Source organism: Pedobacter sp. MR2016-24, assembly GCF_026239655.1.
GTDB lineage: Bacteria > Bacteroidota > Bacteroidia > Sphingobacteriales > Sphingobacteriaceae > Pedobacter.
The window spans coordinates 917,866-938,718 of sequence record NZ_JAPIVO010000001.1 but is presented as its reverse complement, the minus strand read 5'-3'; the positions used below and the strand labels follow the sequence as shown (position 1 = coordinate 938,718).

The following is a 20,853-nucleotide window of genomic DNA, read 5'->3' as shown; positions in this document are numbered from 1 at the left end:
CGGCCTTAAAACCTTTTAAATAATCATAAACCCTGACAGGCTCCTTCTCTTTACACGTCTTTCAAAATCTTCTTCACTTATCCTTCCCTCTGTTTCCCTTCCTCCGAAGCGGGATGCAAAAGTAGGGAAAATTTTTACTTCCGCAAACAATTCCGGGCAAATAGTTGTTTGCACACGCTAAGTCGCTATTTTTCAGGCAGAAAAACATTAAGGCATTTTTCCACCCAGCACAATCTGGCTGAAAAACCTGCGATCCAGTGCAGAAAACGGCACCACCTTTTAAACCGAACGGCACTCAGGTTAGCTATTCAACGGAAGTTCACCCCCTAAATTTGTAATGTCATATCTATACATAAGCATATAATGGGCATCCCTCAGGTGAGTGCGGACTCCCTAAGGTCTCGCTACGCTGATACTCCGCTCAATTCAACTAGTTGGGATGTACCGCAGTAGCACCGCACTCACACCGCACCATCACCGCACTATCTTCGAACCGACTACCTCTTAATTTTTTACCGGGGGGACAATGACAACGATCTACAATAAAGAAGATAGACACAGAAAGGGAGGAGCAAGTGAGTAAGAACTGAATAATACCGCATATATACCACGTATACTGGGAATCTACTCCGCCTTTTTTAACTAGCTGAAAAAGGCGGAGTAGATGCGCAGTTTATGCGCTGTATACACGCAGTCATGTAGGTCAGTCTCCCTTGTTCCCCCCTACTTTGTCTTATCTTATCTGTGTCTTATCCTTGTTTTACTTGACAATATTTGTTTTACTTTGTGTCTTATCCTTGTCTTACTTATTAAACAATCTATAACGAAGTACTGTCATATTGGTGGGGTGGTAGTCAGGCTTGCAATAATGTTGGAATAGTGTTCGGTTAATGTTACAAATCAATTCTGAAGCTTGATCAACCACTACCCAACCCCTATTACTGCTCAGCATGAACAATTCCCGATTGCAAAATGAGATAATTATACTTACTATATAGACCGCAGATTCAATACAAAAATCCAGCACAAATGATCATAGAAAATTACATGTATATATATACCTATCTTTTCCTGGAAATGGGGTTCGCCTCCATTTGTTAAATAATGTTAAGCACTTGACAGATAAAAAGCCTTTATATAGCTTAGCGGTCGATTATTTTTAATTGACGTTATCGTATTATTACCTTATCTTTGTAAAATGTTTAAAATTAAACACGTTTTCTTACTCACTCTGACTGTAGCAGTTCTGAGTATTGCTGGTTGCAAAAGCCGATTTGAAAAAATCAGGCTAAGTAATGATGTAGCCAAAAAATACCAGGAAGCTATTAAATTATACAACAAAAAAGATTATTCAAAAGCATTGATCTTATTTGAAGACCTTTCACAAAAATACAGAGGAAGAACTGAAGCTGAAGATTTGAACTACTATTATGCTTATACGTTATACAGACTAAAAGACTATACAACTGCCCGTTACCAGTTTAAATACTTCGCAGATACTTATCCTACAAGTAAAAATGCAGAGGAATGCAGGTATATGGGTGCTTATTGTTATTACCTGGATTCTCCTGAATATACTTTGGATCAGGAAAACACCTATAAAGCAATTGATGCATTACAATTGTTTATCAACTTATATCCAAAAAGTGAACGTGTGACACAAGCCAGCCAGTACATCGCAGATTTACGTGGAAAACTGGAATTGAAAGTTTATACCAATGCAAGACTCTATTATGATTTGGGTGGATACGATATCACTAACTACAAATCGTCTGTAATTGCACTAAAAAATGCACAAATTGATTTCCCTGATATCAAGTATGCTGAAGAAATGAATTTGCTGGTTGTAAAATCACAATATAACTATGCAAAAAATAGCTTCCCTTACCGTCAGGAAGACAGGTATACTGAAGCAATTGGTTATGCTAATGAATTTATTGATACCTACCCTGAAAGTAAGTATCTTGCAGAAGCCAAAGACCTGAAAGCAAACAGCGAAGCTGGTATAGTAAATGCGAAGCAATTAATGACATTGGAAGCCAACCAGATTGCTAAATATAAAGCAATGATGGAAAAAGAAGGAAAAAAAGACAGTACTACAAATAATACGACAAAAACCCCCAACCAATAATGAATACGAATAAACCCGCAATATCGAATACTACGGTTACTAGAAATGTAAATGATTTAGATCAAAAGACTGAGAATATCTATGAGTCTTTAGTTATTATTTCTAAAAGGGCTAATCAGATTTCTAACAACATGAAAGAAGAATTACACGGTAAATTAGCCGAGTTTGCTTCTTCTAATGATAACCTGGAAGAGATCTTCGAAAACAGGGAGCAAATTGAAATCAGCAAGCATTATGAGCGTATGCCTAAGCCTAGCCTTATTGCGATTGACGAATTTCTGAATGATAAAATCTATCATAGAAATCCAGCTAAAGACGCTCAATAACTAGAGGCATAGGCATTAAACTGCATAAACACTTGCATTAATAGACCATGCTCAGAAATAAAAACATTATCCTTGGCGTTTGCGGCAGTATTGCAGCATATAAGTCGGCCGTACTCGTACGATTACTTGTAAAAGCTGGTGCAAACGTTAAGGTTATTCTCACAGCTGATGCGGCAAATTTCATTACGCCGCTTACCCTGGCTACCCTTTCTAAAAATCCTGTTTATACCAAATACTTCGAAGAAGAAACCGGCGTTTGGAGTAACCATGTAGAATTGGGATTATGGGCAGATTATATGATCATCGCTCCCGCCAGTGCAAATACATTAAGTAAAATGGCGAATGGTATTTGCGATAACCTGCTCAGCGCTGTTTACCTTTCGGCAAAGTGTCCGGTCTATTTTGCTCCGGCAATGGATCTGGATATGTGGAAACATGAAAGCACTAAAGAGAATGTAAGCAAGCTGCTGACCTTCGGAAATATCATGATCGCGCCCACCAGTGGAGAGCTGGCCAGTGGATTACATGGTGAAGGCAGAATGGCAGAACCTGAAGAAATCATTTCATTTATCTCAGCAATCATCAGGAAAAGTCTTCCCCTTATTGGTAAGAAAGCAATGGTTACTGCTGGCCCGACATATGAACCAATTGACCCGGTCCGCTTTATAGGAAATCACTCTTCGGGGAAAATGGGCTTTGCAATCGCAGATGAGCTGGCACGTTTAGGTGCAGAAGTAGTACTGATTACCGGCCCAACGGCAGAAAAAAACAAACAACAATTACAGCGCATCGATGTAATAACAGCAGCAGAAATGCTTGATGCCTGCACGGCTAATTTCAAGGGAACTGATATCACCGTGATGAGTGCTGCAGTAGCCGATTATACCCCTGTTAACGTAGCGGCTCAGAAAATTAAAAAGACGGAGACAGTATTTCAGATCGAATTAAAAAAAACCACTGACATTCTTGCACAACTGGGCCAGTTAAAGGATAGTAACCAGTTTCTGGTAGGTTTTGCTCTGGAAACGGAAAATGAAGAGGAACATGCTAAAGCCAAACTCATAAAAAAGAACCTCGATCTGATTGTACTGAATTCTCTTCAGGATAAGGGAGCCGGATTTAAAAAAGATACGAACAAAATAACTATCTTTAATCGTTCAGCTGATAAAACAACTTATGAAATGAAATCTAAAGTTGAAGTTGCAAAAGATATCTGTCTGGAGATACTAAAGCTAATTTAAGCATGAAAAAGTATTTACTGTTTTGTTTATTATCTATTTTTAGTCAGGTTGCTTTTACTCAGGAGCTGAATATCAGAGTACAGGTGACTGCGCCTACAATCCCCAATATCAATAAAAAAACTGTTGAACTCATCCAGACGACTATCCGCGACTTTATGAATAACAACAAATGGAGTAACGAAACTTACCTGCCACAGGAGCGGATCGAATGTAACCTGGTATTAACTATTACGGCATGGGATGGTGGCTCTGGCTATAAAGCCGAATCACAAATACAAACAAGCAGACCTGTATATGGAACTTCGTATAATAGTACCTTACTCAACCTTAGCGATAAGGACTTTGACTTCAGTTATAATGAAGGGCAGCCGGTCGATATCTCAGATCAGAATTATATCAGTAACCTGAGTTCCCTCCTATCTTATTATGCATATACGATCATTGGATTGGATAAAGACAGTTTTAGCAAACTTGGCGGAACACCTTATTTTCTCAAAGCACAAAATATATTGAACGTTGCTCAAGCCTCTGGAAATAGCGGCTGGAAAGCTTATGATGGATTACGCAACCGCTATTGGATGAACGAAAATCTGTTGAACAAGAACTTTCAGGACCTGCGCGTATTTATTTATAATTACCATGCAAACGCGCTTGATCATATGCAGGAAAATTCATCGAAGGCGGCTAAAACCCTGCTTAGTTTCCTTCCCGAATTAAAACAAATGGATAAACAGAAATTAGGCTCCATTTTCCCCAACGTTTATTTTGCTACCAAGGCAGATGAAATTGTAAACATCTTATCTCTAGGTGATGCGCAGAACAAAATTGAAGCCTATAATCTTCTAAGCGATATTGATCCGGCAAATATCAATAAATACGAAGGCTTAAAAAAATCGCTATAAACTTACCGTTCCTCCACTCTCCTTTTTAAGCAAGAGTCTCATTTTATTTATTTTCAAGAATTATTTTGATTATACGAACATATTCGTACATTAGCATTACGAAACAATTCGTACTAAAGATATGTCGCAACAAATACCTGCAAAACCAACAGAAAGTGAACTGGAAATTCTTCAGATTTTATGGGAGAAAGACAGTTGTACGGTTAGAGATGTGCACGAAATCCTGACGAGGAATAAAGACGCCGGATATACCACTACCTTAAAGCTGATGCAGATCATGCATGAAAAAGGACTGGTAGAAAGAGACACTACGGCAAAAACACACATTTACCGCGCTCTGGCGAGTCAGCAGAAAACTCAGCAGCATCTGGTCACTAAATTAATTGACAATGCATTTAACGGCTCCGCTGCCAGGTTAGTAATGCAGGCTTTGGGTAACCATAAGTCCAGCAAAGACGAAATAGCCCTGATTAAGAAATATTTAGATGACCTAGAAAGCAAATAATATGGAAACAGTAGTACAAAATCTGATTACAGCAATAGGCTGGAGCATTATCCATTCTTTATGGCAGGGGGCCGTTATCTATGGACTATTACTTTTGATACTGAACACGACTAAATTAGATGCGAAAACCAGGTATGCCACAGCATACAGCGCAAGTGTCTTAATGCTGGCCGGTTTTGTCGTCACCTTTTTTTTCCGTTTTCAATGGACAACAGCGCAACCTGCAACACAGCTGACCAACTATCTGCAGCTAACTGAAATTGCAACCACGCCATTAACGTTGAGTAATTACGTAGAGACGCTCTTCCCCTATCTGGTTAGTTTATATGCAATAGGGATATTCATTCAGTCGCTGACCGTTTATTCCGGATATAAAAAAGTAGCTGCTTTGAAAAAAGCTTTGCACCTGCCCATTCCGGCAGATTGGCAAAAAACCTTTAATGCGCTCATTCAAAAAATGTCTTTAAGAAGGCCTGTTACCTTCTGGCTTTCCAGTCATGTAAGCGTGCCTCTGGTAATTGGCTATCTGAAACCAGTTATTCTTTTTCCGGTAGCTATGTCCGCACAAATGGATTTGAAACAAGTAGAAGCAATTCTGATCCATGAACTTTCCCACATCAGGAGGAATGATTATCTGTTTAATCTGATCAGAACGGTAATGGAAACTGTATTGTTCTTCAATCCCTTCATATGGCTTACAGGTAAATTTATAGATATAGAAAGAGAACATGCCTGTGATGACCTTGTACTTGAGTTAACACATACCCCAATGACTTACGCACATGCGTTGTTACAACTGGAATTACTGAAAGACACACCCGCACCTCATTTCGCACTGGCTGCTACTGGCAAAAAACAATACTTATACCAACGCATTAAAAGAATTACTGATATGAAAACAACTTACATGAATTCTAAGCAAAAGATAGCTGCAATTACGCTGACTATAGCTACTGTCATCTCCCTGGCATGGATTAACCCTGTTAAGAATAAAACAACACTAAAAAACATTTTAAAGAAAAATACGAATTTTGAATCAAAAACACTGAATGAAAAGAAGGAAGAAAAAGTTCCTGAACTGCTTAACAAAGAAGCATTACAGGATACCACCAGGAAAAAACTAAAGCGGAAGGTGATCATAAAAGGAATGACGGACAGTTGTGTCGTTTTGCTGAACGGTAATCATCATATAGACAGTACTATTCAGGCAAATATCAGTAAAGAGTTGAGCACTTTAAAAAAGATCCGTATCAATATGGACTCTGTTACCAGTTTTACTTTTAAAGATGCTGCTGGTGGGCTGAGATTTGAGGGCGCCGGGACTCAACGCATGGCTATACTGTCCAGGGAAGACCAGGAGAACTTGAAGAAGCTGCAGGAAGAAATGAAGGTAATCAATAAAAAAATGATGATAGAATTTAATCCGGAATTTCAGGCAAAGTTAGTGGCATCAGCAAAGAAGATCCAACTGATGGTCGCTAGTCCGGAATTTAAAAGCCAGATTGCAGATCAGCTTTCAGGAAAGATGTCAAATATGAAGATCACAATTGATGGGGCAACAGGAGATCTGGAAAAGATGATAGAGTTAAATAAGAACCCTGATTACAAAGCACTGAAAAAGAAATTCGATGATGATGTGAAGGCCCTTTTAGATAAGAAGCAGCAAAAGGGGAAAGACAATTGGTAAAAACACAAATAAAACACTAAGGGCAGAAGAACATCTTCTGCCTTTTTTTGTTAAAAAAGAATAAACTTTGAATGGCTAAGTTTTCATAATTTAGCAAACAAATATGCTACAGAAACTTTCCATACGTAATTATGCACTGATAGACAGTGTTGATCTTGAGCTTGATAAAGGTCTGAACATTATAACCGGAGAAACCGGTGCAGGTAAATCAATCATGCTGGGTGCCCTATCGCTGATATTGGGTCAGCGTGCCGAAACCAAGTACTTTTATAATCAGGAAAAAAAATGTGTTATTGAAGGACAATTTAAATTGTCAGGTACGGGACTACAGTCTTTTTTTGAAGAATCTGATGTGGACTTCCATGAAGAGAGTATCCTGAGGAGAGAAATTTCTATTGACGGCAAATCCAGAGCTTTCATTAATGATACACCTGTAACTCTGAGTGTCATGAAGCAAATAGGAGAAAAACTGATCGATATCCATTCACAGCATGCTACAGCAGAAGTAAATGATCCGGGTTTCCAGCTTTCGGTAGTGGATACACTGGCAGACCATCTGCCATTATTGACGGAATACAGGCAAAAGTTTAAATTATATAAGAAAAACCTCCAGCACCTGTTAAATATACAAAGCTCTGCTGATGAAGCGAGAAGCAGGCAGGATTATGAGCAGTTTCTATTCAACGAGCTCGAAAATGCAAATTTGAAAGAAGGTGAACAGGCTCAGCTGGAAATTGAGCTGGAAGCCCTGAATAATTCTGAAAGTATTAAACGGGGATTATTAAATGCTTACAATCTGATAGATGGTGAGGAAACTGCAGTATTACCGATACTGAAAGAAGTAGTCAGCCAGATTCAAACGATTGAAAAATTCAATCCGCTTTATAACTCTTTAAATGAAAGATTAAGATCTGCTTTAATTGAGATCAAGGACATAGCCCAGGAAGCATCAGGGTTGGAGGAAGATATCGTTTTTAACCCGACCAGAATTGAAGACATTAATCTTCGTTTGGATACCATCTATACTTTACAGCAAAAACACCGCGTAGCCAGTATTGAGGAACTAATAGTAATTCAAAGTGAATTATCTGATAACCTGAGTACACTTCTAAATAGTGATGAAGAAATAGAGCGGCTCATCAAAGAGATTGATCTTTTAAGAACCGGGCTTGAAACAATCGCGGATAAATTATCTAAAAACCGCAGCAAGGCAATCACTGTCGCCGAAAATCAGGTAGGACAAATTCTGGTGAGAGTAGGCATGCCGAATGCAAAGATAAAAATTGAGCAGACAGTCGTGACCAACCTGAATAAGGATGGAAAGGATATGATTTCTTTATTATTCTCCGCCAACACCGGCCAGCCTCCGGCACCAGTGAGTAAAGTTGCCTCGGGCGGTGAACTCTCCAGATTAATGCTGGCCATAAAGTCGATTATATCGAAACATACTTCATTGCCTACATTAATCTTCGATGAAATCGATACCGGGATCTCTGGTGAAACAGCATTGAGGGTTGGTGATGTAATCGGAGAACTGGAACACAATATGCAGGTGATATGTATCACGCACCTTCCACAGATTGCAGCCAAGGGCACTGCCCATTATTTTGTTTACAAAGATGAGCAGAAGAACCGCACGACTACTGCCATTCGCCGTTTGAGTCAGACAGAAAGAATTGCGGCAATTGCAGAAATGCTGAGTGGTAAAAACCCGGGGGAATCAGCGCTCAAAAATGCGGAAGATCTGCTCAGTTATAAATAAATCAGCAGATTAATAGAATAGCCTTAATTTTTTTAACATTTCACAAGCCCAAAAGGGCTTTTTTCTTTTGCAAAAGAACAGCCATATTGGCTAAATTAGCGCCCATGTTTAAAGCCCTGTTTCTTACTATATTCTTTATATGTTGCTGTATCGCTACTGATGCACAAACATTATATGCTATCAGTGGCGTAGTGAAAGACAAAAAAGGAGAAACCTTACCAGGGGCCGGAATCTATCTGAGCGGTTATACTATCGCAACGGTAACCAACAATGATGGCCAGTTTGTGCTCAGCAAACTGAAACCGGGTTCCTATGAAGTGGTAGTACAAATGATCGGCTATCTGCCTTTTAGTAAGAGCGTAGTGATCTCAGATCGTCCGATGAACATTTCGGTAGTATTATCAGAAAACACCATTCAATTAAATGAAGTAGTGATTCAGGCCGATCCCAATCGGGAAAAGTATCTGCAGGTATTCAAAGAGTTTTTTATTGGCAGGACGCCGAATTCTCAGAAATGCAAGATCCTGAATCCGCAGGTGTTGTATGTAAAATATGATGGCGACCACAATATCCTGAATGTCACAAGCAATGAGTTTTTAGTAGTAGAAAATAAAGCGCTCGGCTACCGACTCAAGTACATGCTCAATCTGTTTGAGTATAATTACAATACCAGGATCGTTTATTTTGCGGGATTACCCGTATTCGAAGACTTAAAGGGTTCAGGTACCAAAAGAAAACTTTGGTTAAAGAACCGTGAAACAGCCTATATGGGTTCCCCGCAGCACTTTTTCCAATCACTCTACCGGAATACAATCAAAGAAGAAGGATTTATTATTTATAAAAGAATTAAAATTCCAAACCCTAACAGACCATCTGATAGCTATATCAGAACAACAAGAGCAAGACTGTTACTGAAAATCCGTAACGTAGTTAATCCCGGATCGGCTACAGCTGATTCCTTGCAGACGCTGGCACACCTGCAGGATCTCCCAAAGGAATACGTTGCTTTAGATACCTCCGGTGTAAATACAGATACGCTGGTCACTGCGAGACATGCCAACCTAAAAACGATAAATTACAAGGATGAACTATATGTAATGTATACGAAGGAGCAGGAATCAAATGTCTATTCCAATTCCGGACATTATGTAATGCGTCCTTTAAATATCCCCAATTATGAGATATCAGTAGTTCATATGCTACAGGGACCGGTAAATTTTTATGCTAATGGCAGCATGCATGATGCAAAATCATTATTATATGAAGGCTTCTGGGCTTATGAAAAAATTGGTGACATGGTCCCTATGGATTACATCCCTGTAAATAAAAGATAACTCCCTTTGTGTATTGCTAATTTTTTTAGTAATTTTACACGAGCATCAACGGGACAATTATGGATACCTATCTTAAGGGCAGAGGCGCCCAATTCAATCCGCACAATAAATTTTCAGCAAATACCTACGTTCAGGAACATGACGAAGGGATCGATGACTGGGAAGTAGAGAATGTAAAAACTACATTTATAACTGGCAAATCAAAGTCAGTCGTGAATAAGGTTACCAGTCCTGATGTAGGAATGGACTACTCACTTAACCCCTACCAGGGGTGTGAACATGGTTGCACTTACTGTTATGCGAGAAATTCACACGAATACTGGGGCTTTAGTGCGGGGCTGGATTTTGAACGCAAAATTATAGTCAAAAAAGATGCCCCTGCATTATTCAGGAATTTCCTGGAACGCAAAGGCTGGGATGCCACAACCATATCCTTATCCGGCAATACAGATTGTTATCAACCTGCAGAGCGGCAATACAAAATTACGCGGCAACTCCTGGAAATCGCATTGGAATATAAACAGCCAATTGGAATGATTACGAAAAATGCATTAATCTTACGTGACCTGGATATCTTAAAAGAAATGGCAAGACTTGATCTTTGCATGGTTTACATCTCAATCAATAGCCTGAACGAGGACCTGCGTTTGAAGATGGAACCCAGAACAGCAACTGCAAAACAGAGATTAAAAGTGGTAGAAGAACTGAGTAAGGCAGGAATACCCACTGGTGTTATGGTTGCACCTCTGGTTCCCGGATTAAGTGATCATGAAATTCCGAACATTCTGAAAGCTGTAGCGGATGCCGGTGCAAGAAGTGCAGGCTACACAGTTGTACGATTGAATGGCGCAGTGGCTTCGATATTTGAAGATTGGTTGCGGAGTAATTATCCGGATAGGTTTGATAAAGTATGGCATGCGATTCAGTCCTGCCACGGAGGGGCGGTTAATGACAGCCGCTTTGGAGACCGTATGATGGGGGGAGGCAACATTGCTAAGCTGATCAGGGATACATTTAAACTGCATTGCAGATTGAATCAGCTGAATATTAGGCCTCTAGTATTAAATTCAAAGCTGTTTGCTGTTCCGGGTTCCCAAATGAGTTTGTTCTGAAATCTGGCTGGAAAGAACCTTTGTTTTGTGTCTGCCTGAATTTGCTGCGCAAATTTAGAAGGCCACAAAACAAAGGTTCTTTCCAGCTTAAGATCATCTTGGGATTATCCACCACGCATAGTTCTATATGCGACGATCAGATCATTTTCAGTTTGCACGAAAAGCATACTATCATGTATGCATCCATATATTCATACAGTATCAGACACCTTACATTTTACCCTAATAGTAACGTCTATATTTTCCGTATCTATAAACACCATACAGGTTTGCAGAATCCCTTGTACATTATCCAAGGTTGCAGGATCTAAAAAAAATAGCTTGTCATATTTTCGACCTTCTGGTTTTTGCAGCGCAAAAAGCAGGCAGGTGAAAATATGACAAGCTATTTTTTTTAATCTTAACCAAAAAAGGCCACCTTTGCAGGCAGCCTTAAATTATATCGAAGCAAATAAAACCTAAGCTTCTCTTTTCTTCTTTTTACCTGGAGTATTATTCTCTACAACAATCAAATCTGTCTCTTTATTGTAGTCAATCTCTAAAGTATCACCATCATTGATTTCTCCTTTAAGGATTTCTTCAGCAATAGGATCTTCAAGATATTTTTGAATCGCACGTTTCAACGGACGCGCACCAAAGTTACTGTCGAAACCTTTATCAGCAATAAATTCTTTAGCTACATCAGTTAATTTGATCTCATAACCTAAGTTATGTACACGGCCAAATAATGATTTCAACTCTATATCAATAATTTTGAAGATCTCATCTTTACCCAGGGTATTGAATACAACAACATCATCAACACGGTTTAAGAACTCAGGTGCAAAAGCACGTTTCAATGCGTTCTCAATCACCCCTCTTGAATGTGCATCAACCTGATTAGTTTTAGCTGCAGTAGAGAAACCTACTCCCTGACCAAAATCTTTCAGCTGACGGGCACCGATATTTGAGGTCATGATAATGATTGTATTTCTAAAATCAACTTTACGACCTAAACTATCAGTCAGTTGTCCCTCATCTAAAACCTGCAGTAATATATTGAATACATCAGGGTGAGCTTTTTCAATCTCATCCAAAAGAATTACAGCATATGGTTTACGACGTACTTTTTCAGTTAACTGACCACCTTCTTCATAACCTACATATCCCGGAGGCGCTCCCACTAAACGTGATACAGCAAATTTCTCCATGTATTCAGACATGTCAATCTGAATCAGTGAATCATCACTATCAAACATGAATCTGGCTAATTCTTTGGCCAATTCTGTTTTACCAACTCCTGTAGGACCTAAGAATATAAATGAACCTATAGGTTTTTTTGGATCTTTTAAGCCCGCTCTTGTACGTTGGATAGCTTTAGTCAGTTTTTTAATGGCATCATCCTGACCAATAATTTTCTCTGCCACGGTCTCGTACATATTCAGTAACTTAATACTGTCTGTCTGTCCAACACGCTGTAAAGGAATACCAGTCATCATCGAAACTACTTCAGCTACATTGTCTTCAGATACCACATAACGTTTAGTTTTGGTTTCTGCTTCCCACTCTGCTTTAGCGCGCTCCAGTTCTTCTAAGAGATTTTTCTCTGTATCTCTCAGTTTCGCTGCCTCTTCATACTTCTGACTTTTAACAACTTTATTTTTTTCAACTTTGATATCTTCAATTTTATTTTCGATATCAATGATGTTTTCAGGAACATGAATGTTCGTTAAATGCACTCTTGAACCAGCCTCATCCAAAGCATCAATCGCTTTATCAGGAAGGAACCTGTCGGTAATATACCTCGAAGTTAATGCCACACAAGCATTGATCGCTTCATCAGTATAAGTTACACCATGGTGATCCTCATATTTCTCTTTAATACGGTTTAGTATTTCGATAGTCTCATCAGGCGTAGCAGGTTCGATCATCACTTTCTGAAAACGACGGTCTAATGCACCATCTTTCTCGATATACTGACGATACTCATCTAAAGTAGTTGCTCCTATACATTGTATTTCTCCTCTTGCCAATGCAGGTTTGAACATGTTCGATGCATCAAGTGAGCCGGAAGCTCCACCAGCACCAACAATAGTATGGATCTCATCAATGAATAAAATCACATCAGTAGATTTTTCCAGTTCGTTCATTACCGCTTTCATGCGTTCCTCAAACTGTCCGCGATATTTAGTACCTGCAACCAAAGAAGCAAGATCTAATGTTACTACACGTTTATTGAATAAAACACGCGATACCTTACGCTGAACGATGCGTAATGCCAAACCTTCCGCAATTGCGGATTTACCAACACCGGGCTCACCTATCAATATCGGATTGTTCTTTTTACGTCTGGATAAAATCTGGGAAACACGTTCAATTTCTTTCTCTCTTCCAACTATCGGATCAAGACGTCCTTCTTCCGCTGCTTTGGTTAAATCTCTACCGAAATTATCCAATACAGGAGTTTTAGATTTGATATCAGAAACTTTCTTAGGGCTGCTGAAGCTCTCTTCTTCACGATAATCGTCATCACCACCAGTTGAAGCACTGTTCTGAGTTTCATCTCTGAAACCGTTTTTATTTACTTCTACTTCCTGTTTGAAAACTTCGTAGTTAATGCTGTATTGTAATAAAATCTGAGAAGCAATATTGTCATCATCACGCAGAATAGACAATAACAAATGCTCTGTACCAATCAGATCGCTCTTGAAGATCTTAGCTTCAAGGTAGGTGATTTTTAAAACTTTTTCGGCTTGCTTAGTCAATGGGATATTGCCTAAATTAACCGTCACACTCGAAGTACCTCTTACAGCTTCTTCGATTGAACGACGTAATTTAGATGTATCAACACCCAGTGATTTCAATATTTTGATGGCCATACCATCGCCTTCGCGAATCAGACCTAACAAAAGATGTTCAGCGCCTATGTAATCGTGACCTAATCTCAGGGCTTCTTCCCTGCTAAACGAAATCACGTCTTTTACTTGTGGTGAAAATTTAGCTTCCATATATACCTTTTCTAAAACGGGAACGCCCTAAACTATACAATTTGTTTATAAATAAGCGCTACCAATCTGATTTAATTTATCAACAATTACGCCATATAGACTTACAAAGATTTAGCAGCTGACGTTATTTCACTAAACTTACTAACTTTTGACACGAATACCAATAATATTTTATTGATCCCGAATTATTAAAAACTAGCCTGATAAGTATTTAAATAATCATTGACATAAATATCATCATCAGGAGACATACAATTGTCGATAATTTGTAATGATTTCTTAACAAATATGTACCTGTCATTTTGTATCTAAAGGTTTAATTTTAGTACTAAAATGGCAGGCCGTAATTGGATTTCTACATAGGGATTATTTATATTTGCGCTGATATTTTCCAGCCATACAGCTGGATCATTTGATTTTATCAAGCTTGATTCGCAATCCTGCGATTTAGGCAAATACAAAAACCAATTATGGCTGACGAAAAAATAATTTTTTCAATGGCGGGGGTGAATAAGATTTATCCTCCTCAAAAACAAGTACTAAAAAACATATATCTTTCCTTTTTCTATGGTGCAAAGATTGGTGTAATCGGACTCAATGGCTCTGGTAAATCTTCCGTATTAAAGATTATCGCCGGAATTGATAAAGCATTTCAGGGTGAAGTTGTATTTTCTCCCGGATATACTGTTGGATATTTAGCTCAGGAGCCAGAATTAGATGAAAATAAAACAGTAAGAGAAGTTGTAGAAGAAGGTGTTGCCGAAATTACCGCAATCTTAAAAGAATACGAAGCCATCAATGAGCAGTTTGGCCTTCCTGAGGTTTATGAAAATGCCGATGTGATGGATAAGCTGATGATAAAACAGGGAGAACTGCAGGACAAAATTGATGCAGTGAACGCCTGGGAACTGGACAATAAACTGGAACGGGCAATGGACGCCCTGCGCTGCCCGGATCCTGAAACGAAAATCGGTGTGTTATCCGGAGGTGAACGCCGCCGTGTAGCCATGTGCCGGCTGTTATTGCAGGAACCGGATGTATTACTACTTGATGAGCCAACGAATCACCTTGATGCAGAGAGCATCGACTGGCTGGAGCAATTCCTTAAAGAATATAAAGGTACCGTAATTGCAGTAACCCATGATAGATACTTCCTGGATAACGTAGCCGGATGGATTCTGGAACTTGACCGTGGGGAAGGTATTCCATGGAAAGGAAATTATTCTTCATGGTTAGACCAAAAAGCAAAACGCCTGTCACAGGAAGAAAAAACAGAAAGCAAACGCCAGAAAACGCTGGAACGTGAGCTGGAATGGGTACGTATGGCACCAAAAGCAAGGCATGCAAAATCTAAAGCACGTTTATCAAATTATGATAAACTGGCATCGGAAGATTCCAGAGAACGCGAAGACAAGCTGGAGTTATTTATTCCCGCTGGTCCGCGCTTAGGAAATGTTGTGATTGAAGCGAATAATGTAACTAAGTCTTATGGAAATAAGATATTATTCGAAAACCTGAGTTTTTCTTTACCTCCGGCGGGGATAGTAGGTATTATTGGGCCAAATGGTGCAGGAAAAACTACTTTATTCCGCTTGATTACTGAACAGGAAACGCCTGATGAAGGTACTTTCAGGGTCGGCGAAACTGTAGCTTTGGGTTATGTGGACCAGATGCACAACGATCTTGATCCGGAGAAAACAGTATATGAAAATATCACTGACGGTTTGGATAATATCCAGCTGGGTAATAAAACTGCCAACGGAAGAGCTTATGTATCCAAATTTAACTTCAATGGTGGCGATCAGCAGAAAAAGGTAGGCATACTTTCTGGTGGTGAGCGAAACCGGGTACATTTAGCCATTACGCTGAAAAAAGGAGCAAATGTCTTATTACTGGATGAGCCCACGAATGATATTGATGTGAACACCTTACGTGCACTGGAAGAAGCCCTCGAAAACTTTGGAGGCTGTGCTGTTGTGATTAGTCACGATAGATGGTTCCTGGACCGTATTTGTACACACATCCTTGCGTTTGAAGGAAATTCACAGGTTTACTTCTTTGAAGGAAATTACAGCGATTACGAAGAAAACCGCAAGAAACGTTTAGGAGATGTAACGCCACACAGAATTAAATACAAGAAACTGGTTTAAATCCTATTTTTTTTTACCGAAGTTCTGTAAACGATAATTAAAACTAACCAGAAAATACCTGGTAATTTGATTGAACTTACTATCAGTGATTGAGTTATCAGTTATTATTCTGGTTAGATTATTACCCTGATTCAGCAGGTCATATGCATGCAAAGCAAGTGTAGCCTGCTTATTTTTAAACAATGTTTTTTCAATGCTGGTATTGATCAGCAATGGATTCGATACATATAAAGCATAACCAGAGTTTATTCTCTTGGAAAAATCCAGTATCGCGGAGAAGCCTTTCCCAAAAAAGGCGCGACTGTTCAGGTTAAACTGCCAGGTCTCTACATTTCTCAATTTTAACAAGGCAATAGAATACCGGTTGCTGTTATAGTTATAACTTGCTGCTGCACCCATTGTAAGACGACGGAGATTCATTTTTAACCTCAAAGATTGTGAGAAAGCAATACTCCTGTTTTTATTTAACAGGTATTCCGCAAAGGAAATGCTGTTGTTGTAATCAAAAGTGCCGCGCAGTTCTGCATTGAATTTATTCTTTGCAAAAGGAACCGCAAAAGAATACATACTTCCCAGCGAATATGCGCCATTTGCATTCTCAAATCTGGTTTCCAGACTTTTTAAAGTGTCCTGCGTTAACACCACATTACTGACCACCTGATCGCGTAATACAGATGCTGCCAGACCCAGTTGAAAAGTTGACCCATTGATCGCATTGGTATGCTGATAGGTCAAATTACCTGAATGGGTAAAACTGGATTTAAGGTTGGGATTACCGATCACTACATTCTGCAGGTTGCTGATATTTGGTACGGGTTGCAACTGATAGAAATCTGGTGCAGTATTACTCCCGGTGTAAACGAAAGACAGATTTTCCCAGTCGGATATATTATAACTCAGGTTGATGATGGGCGACAAATTAAGTTCTGTATGATTAATCCTGGTTTCATTGCCTCTGTATTGCCCGGTAAGCTGACTTGGTTGTGCTGTGATCCCAAGACTATAATTTAAGCGGGCAGACTGATATCTGTAACTGACAGCAAATCGCTGCAAAATAAAGGAAGAGGAATAAAGAGAACTTAAGGAATCCACAAGATTTACGTTACCCTGATCGTCAAATGCCCTGGTATTAAAACTGTTTCTGGTATTGTTAAGGGAGAAAAAATAAGAAAAATCTATATTTTTTTTGATCGCTGAATCCTGACTTGCTCCTATTGGTTCACTGTACCTGAAATCCGCAGTCATGCTGTTCGTCCTGTTTTCTGTCTCCACCAGTCTGTTCACGGAAAGAATTTCAGGTGAAAGGTCATTATCTATATTATAATTGGTAATCTGATTACGAAGATCTTCATTCACCTGGTTGATACCACTGGTCAGATCAATTCCGGCCGACATGCTCCTGCCGGGTTTTTCCATACTACGGGCCCAGACAAAATTGCCATTGATATTAGGCACTTCTGAATTCGCAGAATTATTACTGTTAAGATCCTGAAAAATTAAACCTGTCTGACTGGACAAAACATTTCCATCACGGTTACGGTTGGACATTGATCCGGTGAGTGAAGCCTGAAAATAGCTTTTGCTGGCAATGGACTGAACATTAAAATTGATATTATGGTTGTTGTCCTCAGCATTACTGGCAGACTCAGATCTGTTAAAGATAGTGCCCCCCCGGGGATTGATGGTTTCAATAAAATTAAGCTGCCTGGATAAATTCTTATTATAGGCATAACTATATCCCGCACTTGCAGTAAGGCCGTTTGCCAATTTATCTCTATAACTGATCCCTGTAGTAGCCGTAGTATTGATTCCCGCTTCATTGTTGGTATTGTTGGAGCTGGCATTTACACCTACTTGCTTACTGTCCTGCCATAGGTTTCCATTGAGGGCCAGACCATAACGGTCATTTGTTCCGCCACTTGATGCAATATTTCCGAACGTTCCTTTATTCTGCCCCTCCTTTGTTACCAGATTCAGCATTTTCTGAGGTTCACCGTTTTTAATTCCTGTAAAGTTGGCCTCATCACCGTAATCGTTAATGATCTGCAGCTTGTCAATCACATTTGCAGGAAGCTGGTTCATAAAATCTTTCACGCTACTGGTAAAAAAATCCTCTCCATTTACTCTTAGTTTCAGCAGTGGCTTACCCATAGTGGTCACATTTCCAGCCGCATCAATTTCTACTCCCGGCAATAGCCTCAGCAGATCCTCTACCCTGTCATTCTCAGCAGTCTGATAAAAAGAGGCATTATATTCTATGGTATCTTTTTTTATCCTTATAGGAAGATCTTTATTACTGATAACCACCTCATTTAGCAGCTTTGACTCAGGCACCAGTGAAATAGGATCAAGAACCATAACAAATTGATCTGTTTTGTAGCTAAACGATTTGTTATAAGGACGGAAACCTACGCTCATGATCAGTAAGGAAATCCGGCTCGCCCCAAAACCGGCAAATGAAAATTTACCATTATTATCTGTGATGGTGTTAAGGGTATCTTTATCTGCGATGAGATATACATCGGCACCCGGAACTGCCTGCTTAAGAGAGTCAAGCACTAGTCCGTTAAGTCTGCGTTGGTTCTGGGCACGGGCGACCGAACAACTCAGTATCAGCGCACATAACAGGATGATGCAGCAGAAAGAATGTATAGGAATTTTCAAAAACTTAACCATTTACCCTGCAATCCATTTTTTAGCCTGGTATCATAGCATATCTTACCAGGCAAGAATGCAAACCTATGCTCTTTTTCACAAGTATAGTGGTTTGTCTTATTAATCTTACAGATTTTTAAAGAAGATATTAAAATTTCTACAGTTGTTAAAGAATTATGTACTAATCTATCGGCGTAGCTGCAGCTTTCTCAGGTCTTGGTCCTCTCTTAAAGATTACCAGTCCATTCAGAAAATTACGCAGGATCTGATCCCCGCAAGGTTTAAAATTAGGGTGATCCTCACTTCTGAAAAATGAGCCCAGTTCACTTTTAGTCACTTTAAAATTGACAAGACCTAATATATGTATAATGTCTTCATTATTGAGCTCCAGCGCTACACGAAGTTTTTTTAAGATGTCATTGTTACTCATAATTACATTGCTATTTCTATTTTAACCTTTTTGTTCTTGATCTTCTCATTGTTAAGCGCAGAAAGTACCTTATTTACCATCTTCCGTTTAACGGCAACATAAGAACTCTGATCTTTCACTTCTATCAGACCTACATCTTCCTTTTGCAATCCACCCTTTTTCAATAACAATCCAACGATATCAATTTTATTGATCTTGTCTTTTTTACCGGCTGCGATGTAGAGCGTCTGCCACTGACTATCTTTTGGTAAATCATATTTACCGGTAAGTTTTTCAGTCTCAATATCACTTTTTAGAAATGGATACTTTTCATCATCTGCAATCATCAGATAAGCACTGCCCTTTGCATTCATACGTGCGGTGCGACCATTCCGGTGAAGAAAAGCATCTTCTGTATAGGGTAACTGGTAATGAATGATAGACCCTACCTCAGGAATATCCAGACCGCGGGAAGCCAGGTCAGTAGTAATTAATATCTTGATACTGCCGTTCCTGAATTTCAGCAGGGCACGTTCACGCTCATCCTGTTCCATACCACCATGAAAAATATCGTGCGCCAGATCCTTATCAATTAATAAATCGCTGATCCGGTCTACCGTCTCCCTGTGGTTGCAGAAAATAAGCATTGTTTTCTCCCCGATTTTACAAATCAATTCGAAAAGCGTATCCAGTTTATCTTCTGCAGTAGTCAGCACCTTTTTCATTTTCAAATCCGGCACCACCTTTACATCCTTTAGAAAATCGATGTTGATCGGTTTAGAGACGCCTGTGAAATCAGGAATCGCATCCATTGCAGTTGCCGACGTCAGTATACGCTGCTTAAGTGATTTCAGGTTGCTGATGATATAAGCCATATCTTCCTGAAAACCGAATTCCAGTGCCTTGTCAAATTCATCAAGTACGAGTGTAGTGATAGCAGACTCATCAAAATTTTCCTTTCTCAAATGGTAGGCAATTCTACCAGGCGTACCGATCAGCACTGCAGGAGGCTGCTCGAAATTATTTTTCTCTGTTCGTACAGGATGCCCGCCATAGCAGCAGTTTACCTTAAATCCGGTTCCCATTTGTTTAAAAACCTGCTCAATTTGTAAAGCAAGTTCCCTTGAAGGTACAAGAATTAAAGTCTGTACACCTTTTGATTCAGCATTCAGATGCGATAATACAGGCAATAAAAATCCCAGTGTTTTACCAGAACCCGTAGGTGCAAGCAAAACCACATCTTTCTCCTTACCAGCCGCAGCGACTGCCGCCTGCTGCATTTCATTAAGAGAAGCAATTTTTAAATTGCCCAATACCTTTTCTACCATCATGGCGCAAAGATAAGGGAATTAAGATAAGAATGTCCCTAAAAGCGAAGGATTAGAACTTAAGGAATTTCCGCTGCAGGATTCTCATGGTAAGCTGCACCTTTGTTTCGAGTTTCATCAGCATCTTTCCTCTTTTAGACATCCATGAAGTCACATTTTTATTGGCTTCCTGAATAGGGGAATAGACTTTTTCTGATAACATATCCTGATATTTTGCATTCGACCTGCTTTGCTGAAGCAAATAGAATTCCTGAATGAGTTCTGTGTTCATGCTATTTTTTTATATATGTTAAACCATTTATACAACAAATAAGGAGGTAAGTT

Annotated in this window: 15 protein-coding genes; 10 read left to right on the top strand and 5 right to left on the bottom strand. The window is 39.3% G+C overall.

From position 1 onward, the window contains the following. The first annotated feature begins 1,198 nt into the window (after positions 1–1,198). The 9 genes from OQX62_RS04195 (at position 1,199) to OQX62_RS04155 (ending at position 11,000) form a co-directional block, all read left to right on the top strand. Positions 1,199–2,131 (top strand): outer membrane protein assembly factor BamD, encoded by a 933-nt coding sequence (locus tag OQX62_RS04195; RefSeq protein WP_265830140.1) that lies wholly within the window; start codon positions 1,199–1,201, stop codon positions 2,129–2,131. Then, the gene (locus OQX62_RS04190; protein WP_265830139.1) at positions 2,131–2,457 is read left to right on the top strand and encodes a DNA-directed RNA polymerase subunit omega; all 327 of its coding nucleotides are present in this window, start codon (positions 2,131–2,133) and stop codon (positions 2,455–2,457) included. The genes OQX62_RS04195 and OQX62_RS04190 overlap by 1 nt, the downstream gene beginning before the upstream one ends. 47 nt (positions 2,458–2,504) lie before the next feature. After that, a complete protein-coding gene (gene coaBC / locus OQX62_RS04185; protein WP_265830138.1) occupies positions 2,505–3,698 on the top strand; it encodes a bifunctional phosphopantothenoylcysteine decarboxylase/phosphopantothenate--cysteine ligase CoaBC in 1,194 nt (397 codons plus the stop codon). Between the two features lie 2 nt (positions 3,699–3,700). After that, positions 3,701–4,600 (top strand): DUF4835 family protein, encoded by a 900-nt coding sequence (locus tag OQX62_RS04180; protein ID WP_265830137.1) that lies wholly within the window; start codon positions 3,701–3,703, stop codon positions 4,598–4,600. Between the two features lie 121 nt (positions 4,601–4,721). Beyond that, entirely contained in the window at positions 4,722–5,105 is a 384-nt protein-coding gene (locus tag OQX62_RS04175; protein WP_265830136.1) for a BlaI/MecI/CopY family transcriptional regulator, read from the top strand. 1 nt (position 5,106) lies between these two features. Further along, positions 5,107–6,792, top strand: coding sequence for a M56 family metallopeptidase (locus OQX62_RS04170; RefSeq protein WP_265830135.1), 1,686 nt, complete (start codon positions 5,107–5,109; stop codon positions 6,790–6,792). A gap of 103 nt (positions 6,793–6,895) precedes the next feature. Beyond that, positions 6,896–8,554 (top strand): DNA repair protein RecN, encoded by a 1,659-nt coding sequence (recN, locus tag OQX62_RS04165; RefSeq protein ID WP_265830134.1) that lies wholly within the window; start codon positions 6,896–6,898, stop codon positions 8,552–8,554. Between the two features lie 104 nt (positions 8,555–8,658). Next, positions 8,659–9,888, top strand: coding sequence for a carboxypeptidase-like regulatory domain-containing protein (locus tag OQX62_RS04160; RefSeq protein ID WP_265830133.1), 1,230 nt, complete (start codon positions 8,659–8,661; stop codon positions 9,886–9,888). A gap of 59 nt (positions 9,889–9,947) precedes the next feature. Then, positions 9,948–11,000, top strand: coding sequence for a PA0069 family radical SAM protein (locus tag OQX62_RS04155; protein ID WP_265830132.1), 1,053 nt, complete (start codon positions 9,948–9,950; stop codon positions 10,998–11,000). Positions 11,001–11,458: 458 nt separating this feature from the next. Here the strand turns inward: OQX62_RS04155 and OQX62_RS04150 are convergent, their stop codons facing one another. Continuing rightward, a complete protein-coding gene (locus OQX62_RS04150; protein ID WP_265830131.1) occupies positions 11,459–13,987 on the bottom strand; it encodes an ATP-dependent Clp protease ATP-binding subunit in 2,529 nt (842 codons plus the stop codon). Positions 13,988–14,457: 470 nt separating this feature from the next. On the opposite strand from OQX62_RS04150, the gene ettA reads away from it, so the two are divergent. Then, on the top strand, positions 14,458–16,137 hold the full coding sequence (gene ettA / locus OQX62_RS04145) for an energy-dependent translational throttle protein EttA (protein WP_265830130.1): 1,680 nt from the start codon (positions 14,458–14,460) through the stop codon (positions 16,135–16,137). A gap of 3 nt (positions 16,138–16,140) precedes the next feature. On the opposite strand, the gene OQX62_RS04140 is transcribed toward ettA, so the two are convergent. From OQX62_RS04140 to OQX62_RS04125, 4 genes are all read right to left on the bottom strand, one after another. Next, positions 16,141–18,801, bottom strand: coding sequence for an outer membrane beta-barrel protein (locus OQX62_RS04140; protein WP_265830129.1), 2,661 nt, complete (start codon positions 18,799–18,801; stop codon positions 16,141–16,143). A 172-nt stretch (positions 18,802–18,973) separates the two neighbouring features. Next, a complete protein-coding gene (locus OQX62_RS04135; RefSeq protein ID WP_265830128.1) occupies positions 18,974–19,222 on the bottom strand; it encodes a DUF1456 family protein in 249 nt (82 codons plus the stop codon). 2 nt (positions 19,223–19,224) lie between these two features. Next, positions 19,225–20,532: a DEAD/DEAH box helicase gene (locus tag OQX62_RS04130; RefSeq protein ID WP_265830127.1), complete on the bottom strand. Its 1,308-nt coding sequence runs from the start codon at positions 20,530–20,532 to the stop codon at positions 19,225–19,227. Positions 20,533–20,581: 49 nt separating this feature from the next. Then, positions 20,582–20,800 (bottom strand): hypothetical protein, encoded by a 219-nt coding sequence (locus OQX62_RS04125; protein ID WP_265830126.1) that lies wholly within the window; start codon positions 20,798–20,800, stop codon positions 20,582–20,584. Positions 20,801–20,853: the final 53 nt, after the last annotated feature.

Bases quoted from the DNA above. Each gene is read 5' to 3' on its own strand.
- OQX62_RS04175 (WP_265830136.1), top strand. From the start codon at position 4,722: ATGTCGCAACAAATACCTGCAAAACCAACAGAAAGTGAACTGGAAATT.
- OQX62_RS04135 (WP_265830128.1), bottom strand. From the start codon at position 19,222: ATGAGTAACAATGACATCTTAAAAAAACTTCGTGTAGCGCTGGAGCTC.
- OQX62_RS04155 (WP_265830132.1), top strand. From the start codon at position 9,948: ATGGATACCTATCTTAAGGGCAGAGGCGCCCAATTCAATCCGCACAAT.
- OQX62_RS04130 (WP_265830127.1), bottom strand. From the start codon at position 20,532: ATGATGGTAGAAAAGGTATTGGGCAATTTAAAAATTGCTTCTCTTAAT.
- OQX62_RS04195 (WP_265830140.1), top strand. From the start codon at position 1,199: ATGTTTAAAATTAAACACGTTTTCTTACTCACTCTGACTGTAGCAGTT.
- OQX62_RS04190 (WP_265830139.1), top strand. From the start codon at position 2,131: ATGAATACGAATAAACCCGCAATATCGAATACTACGGTTACTAGAAAT.
- ettA (WP_265830130.1), top strand. From the start codon at position 14,458: ATGGCTGACGAAAAAATAATTTTTTCAATGGCGGGGGTGAATAAGATT.
- OQX62_RS04170 (WP_265830135.1), top strand. From the start codon at position 5,107: ATGGAAACAGTAGTACAAAATCTGATTACAGCAATAGGCTGGAGCATT.
- coaBC (WP_265830138.1), top strand. From the start codon at position 2,505: ATGCTCAGAAATAAAAACATTATCCTTGGCGTTTGCGGCAGTATTGCA.
- OQX62_RS04125 (WP_265830126.1), bottom strand. From the start codon at position 20,800: ATGAACACAGAACTCATTCAGGAATTCTATTTGCTTCAGCAAAGCAGG.
- recN (WP_265830134.1), top strand. From the start codon at position 6,896: ATGCTACAGAAACTTTCCATACGTAATTATGCACTGATAGACAGTGTT.
- OQX62_RS04150 (WP_265830131.1), bottom strand. From the start codon at position 13,987: ATGGAAGCTAAATTTTCACCACAAGTAAAAGACGTGATTTCGTTTAGC.
- OQX62_RS04180 (WP_265830137.1), top strand. From the start codon at position 3,701: ATGAAAAAGTATTTACTGTTTTGTTTATTATCTATTTTTAGTCAGGTT.
- OQX62_RS04160 (WP_265830133.1), top strand. From the start codon at position 8,659: ATGTTTAAAGCCCTGTTTCTTACTATATTCTTTATATGTTGCTGTATC.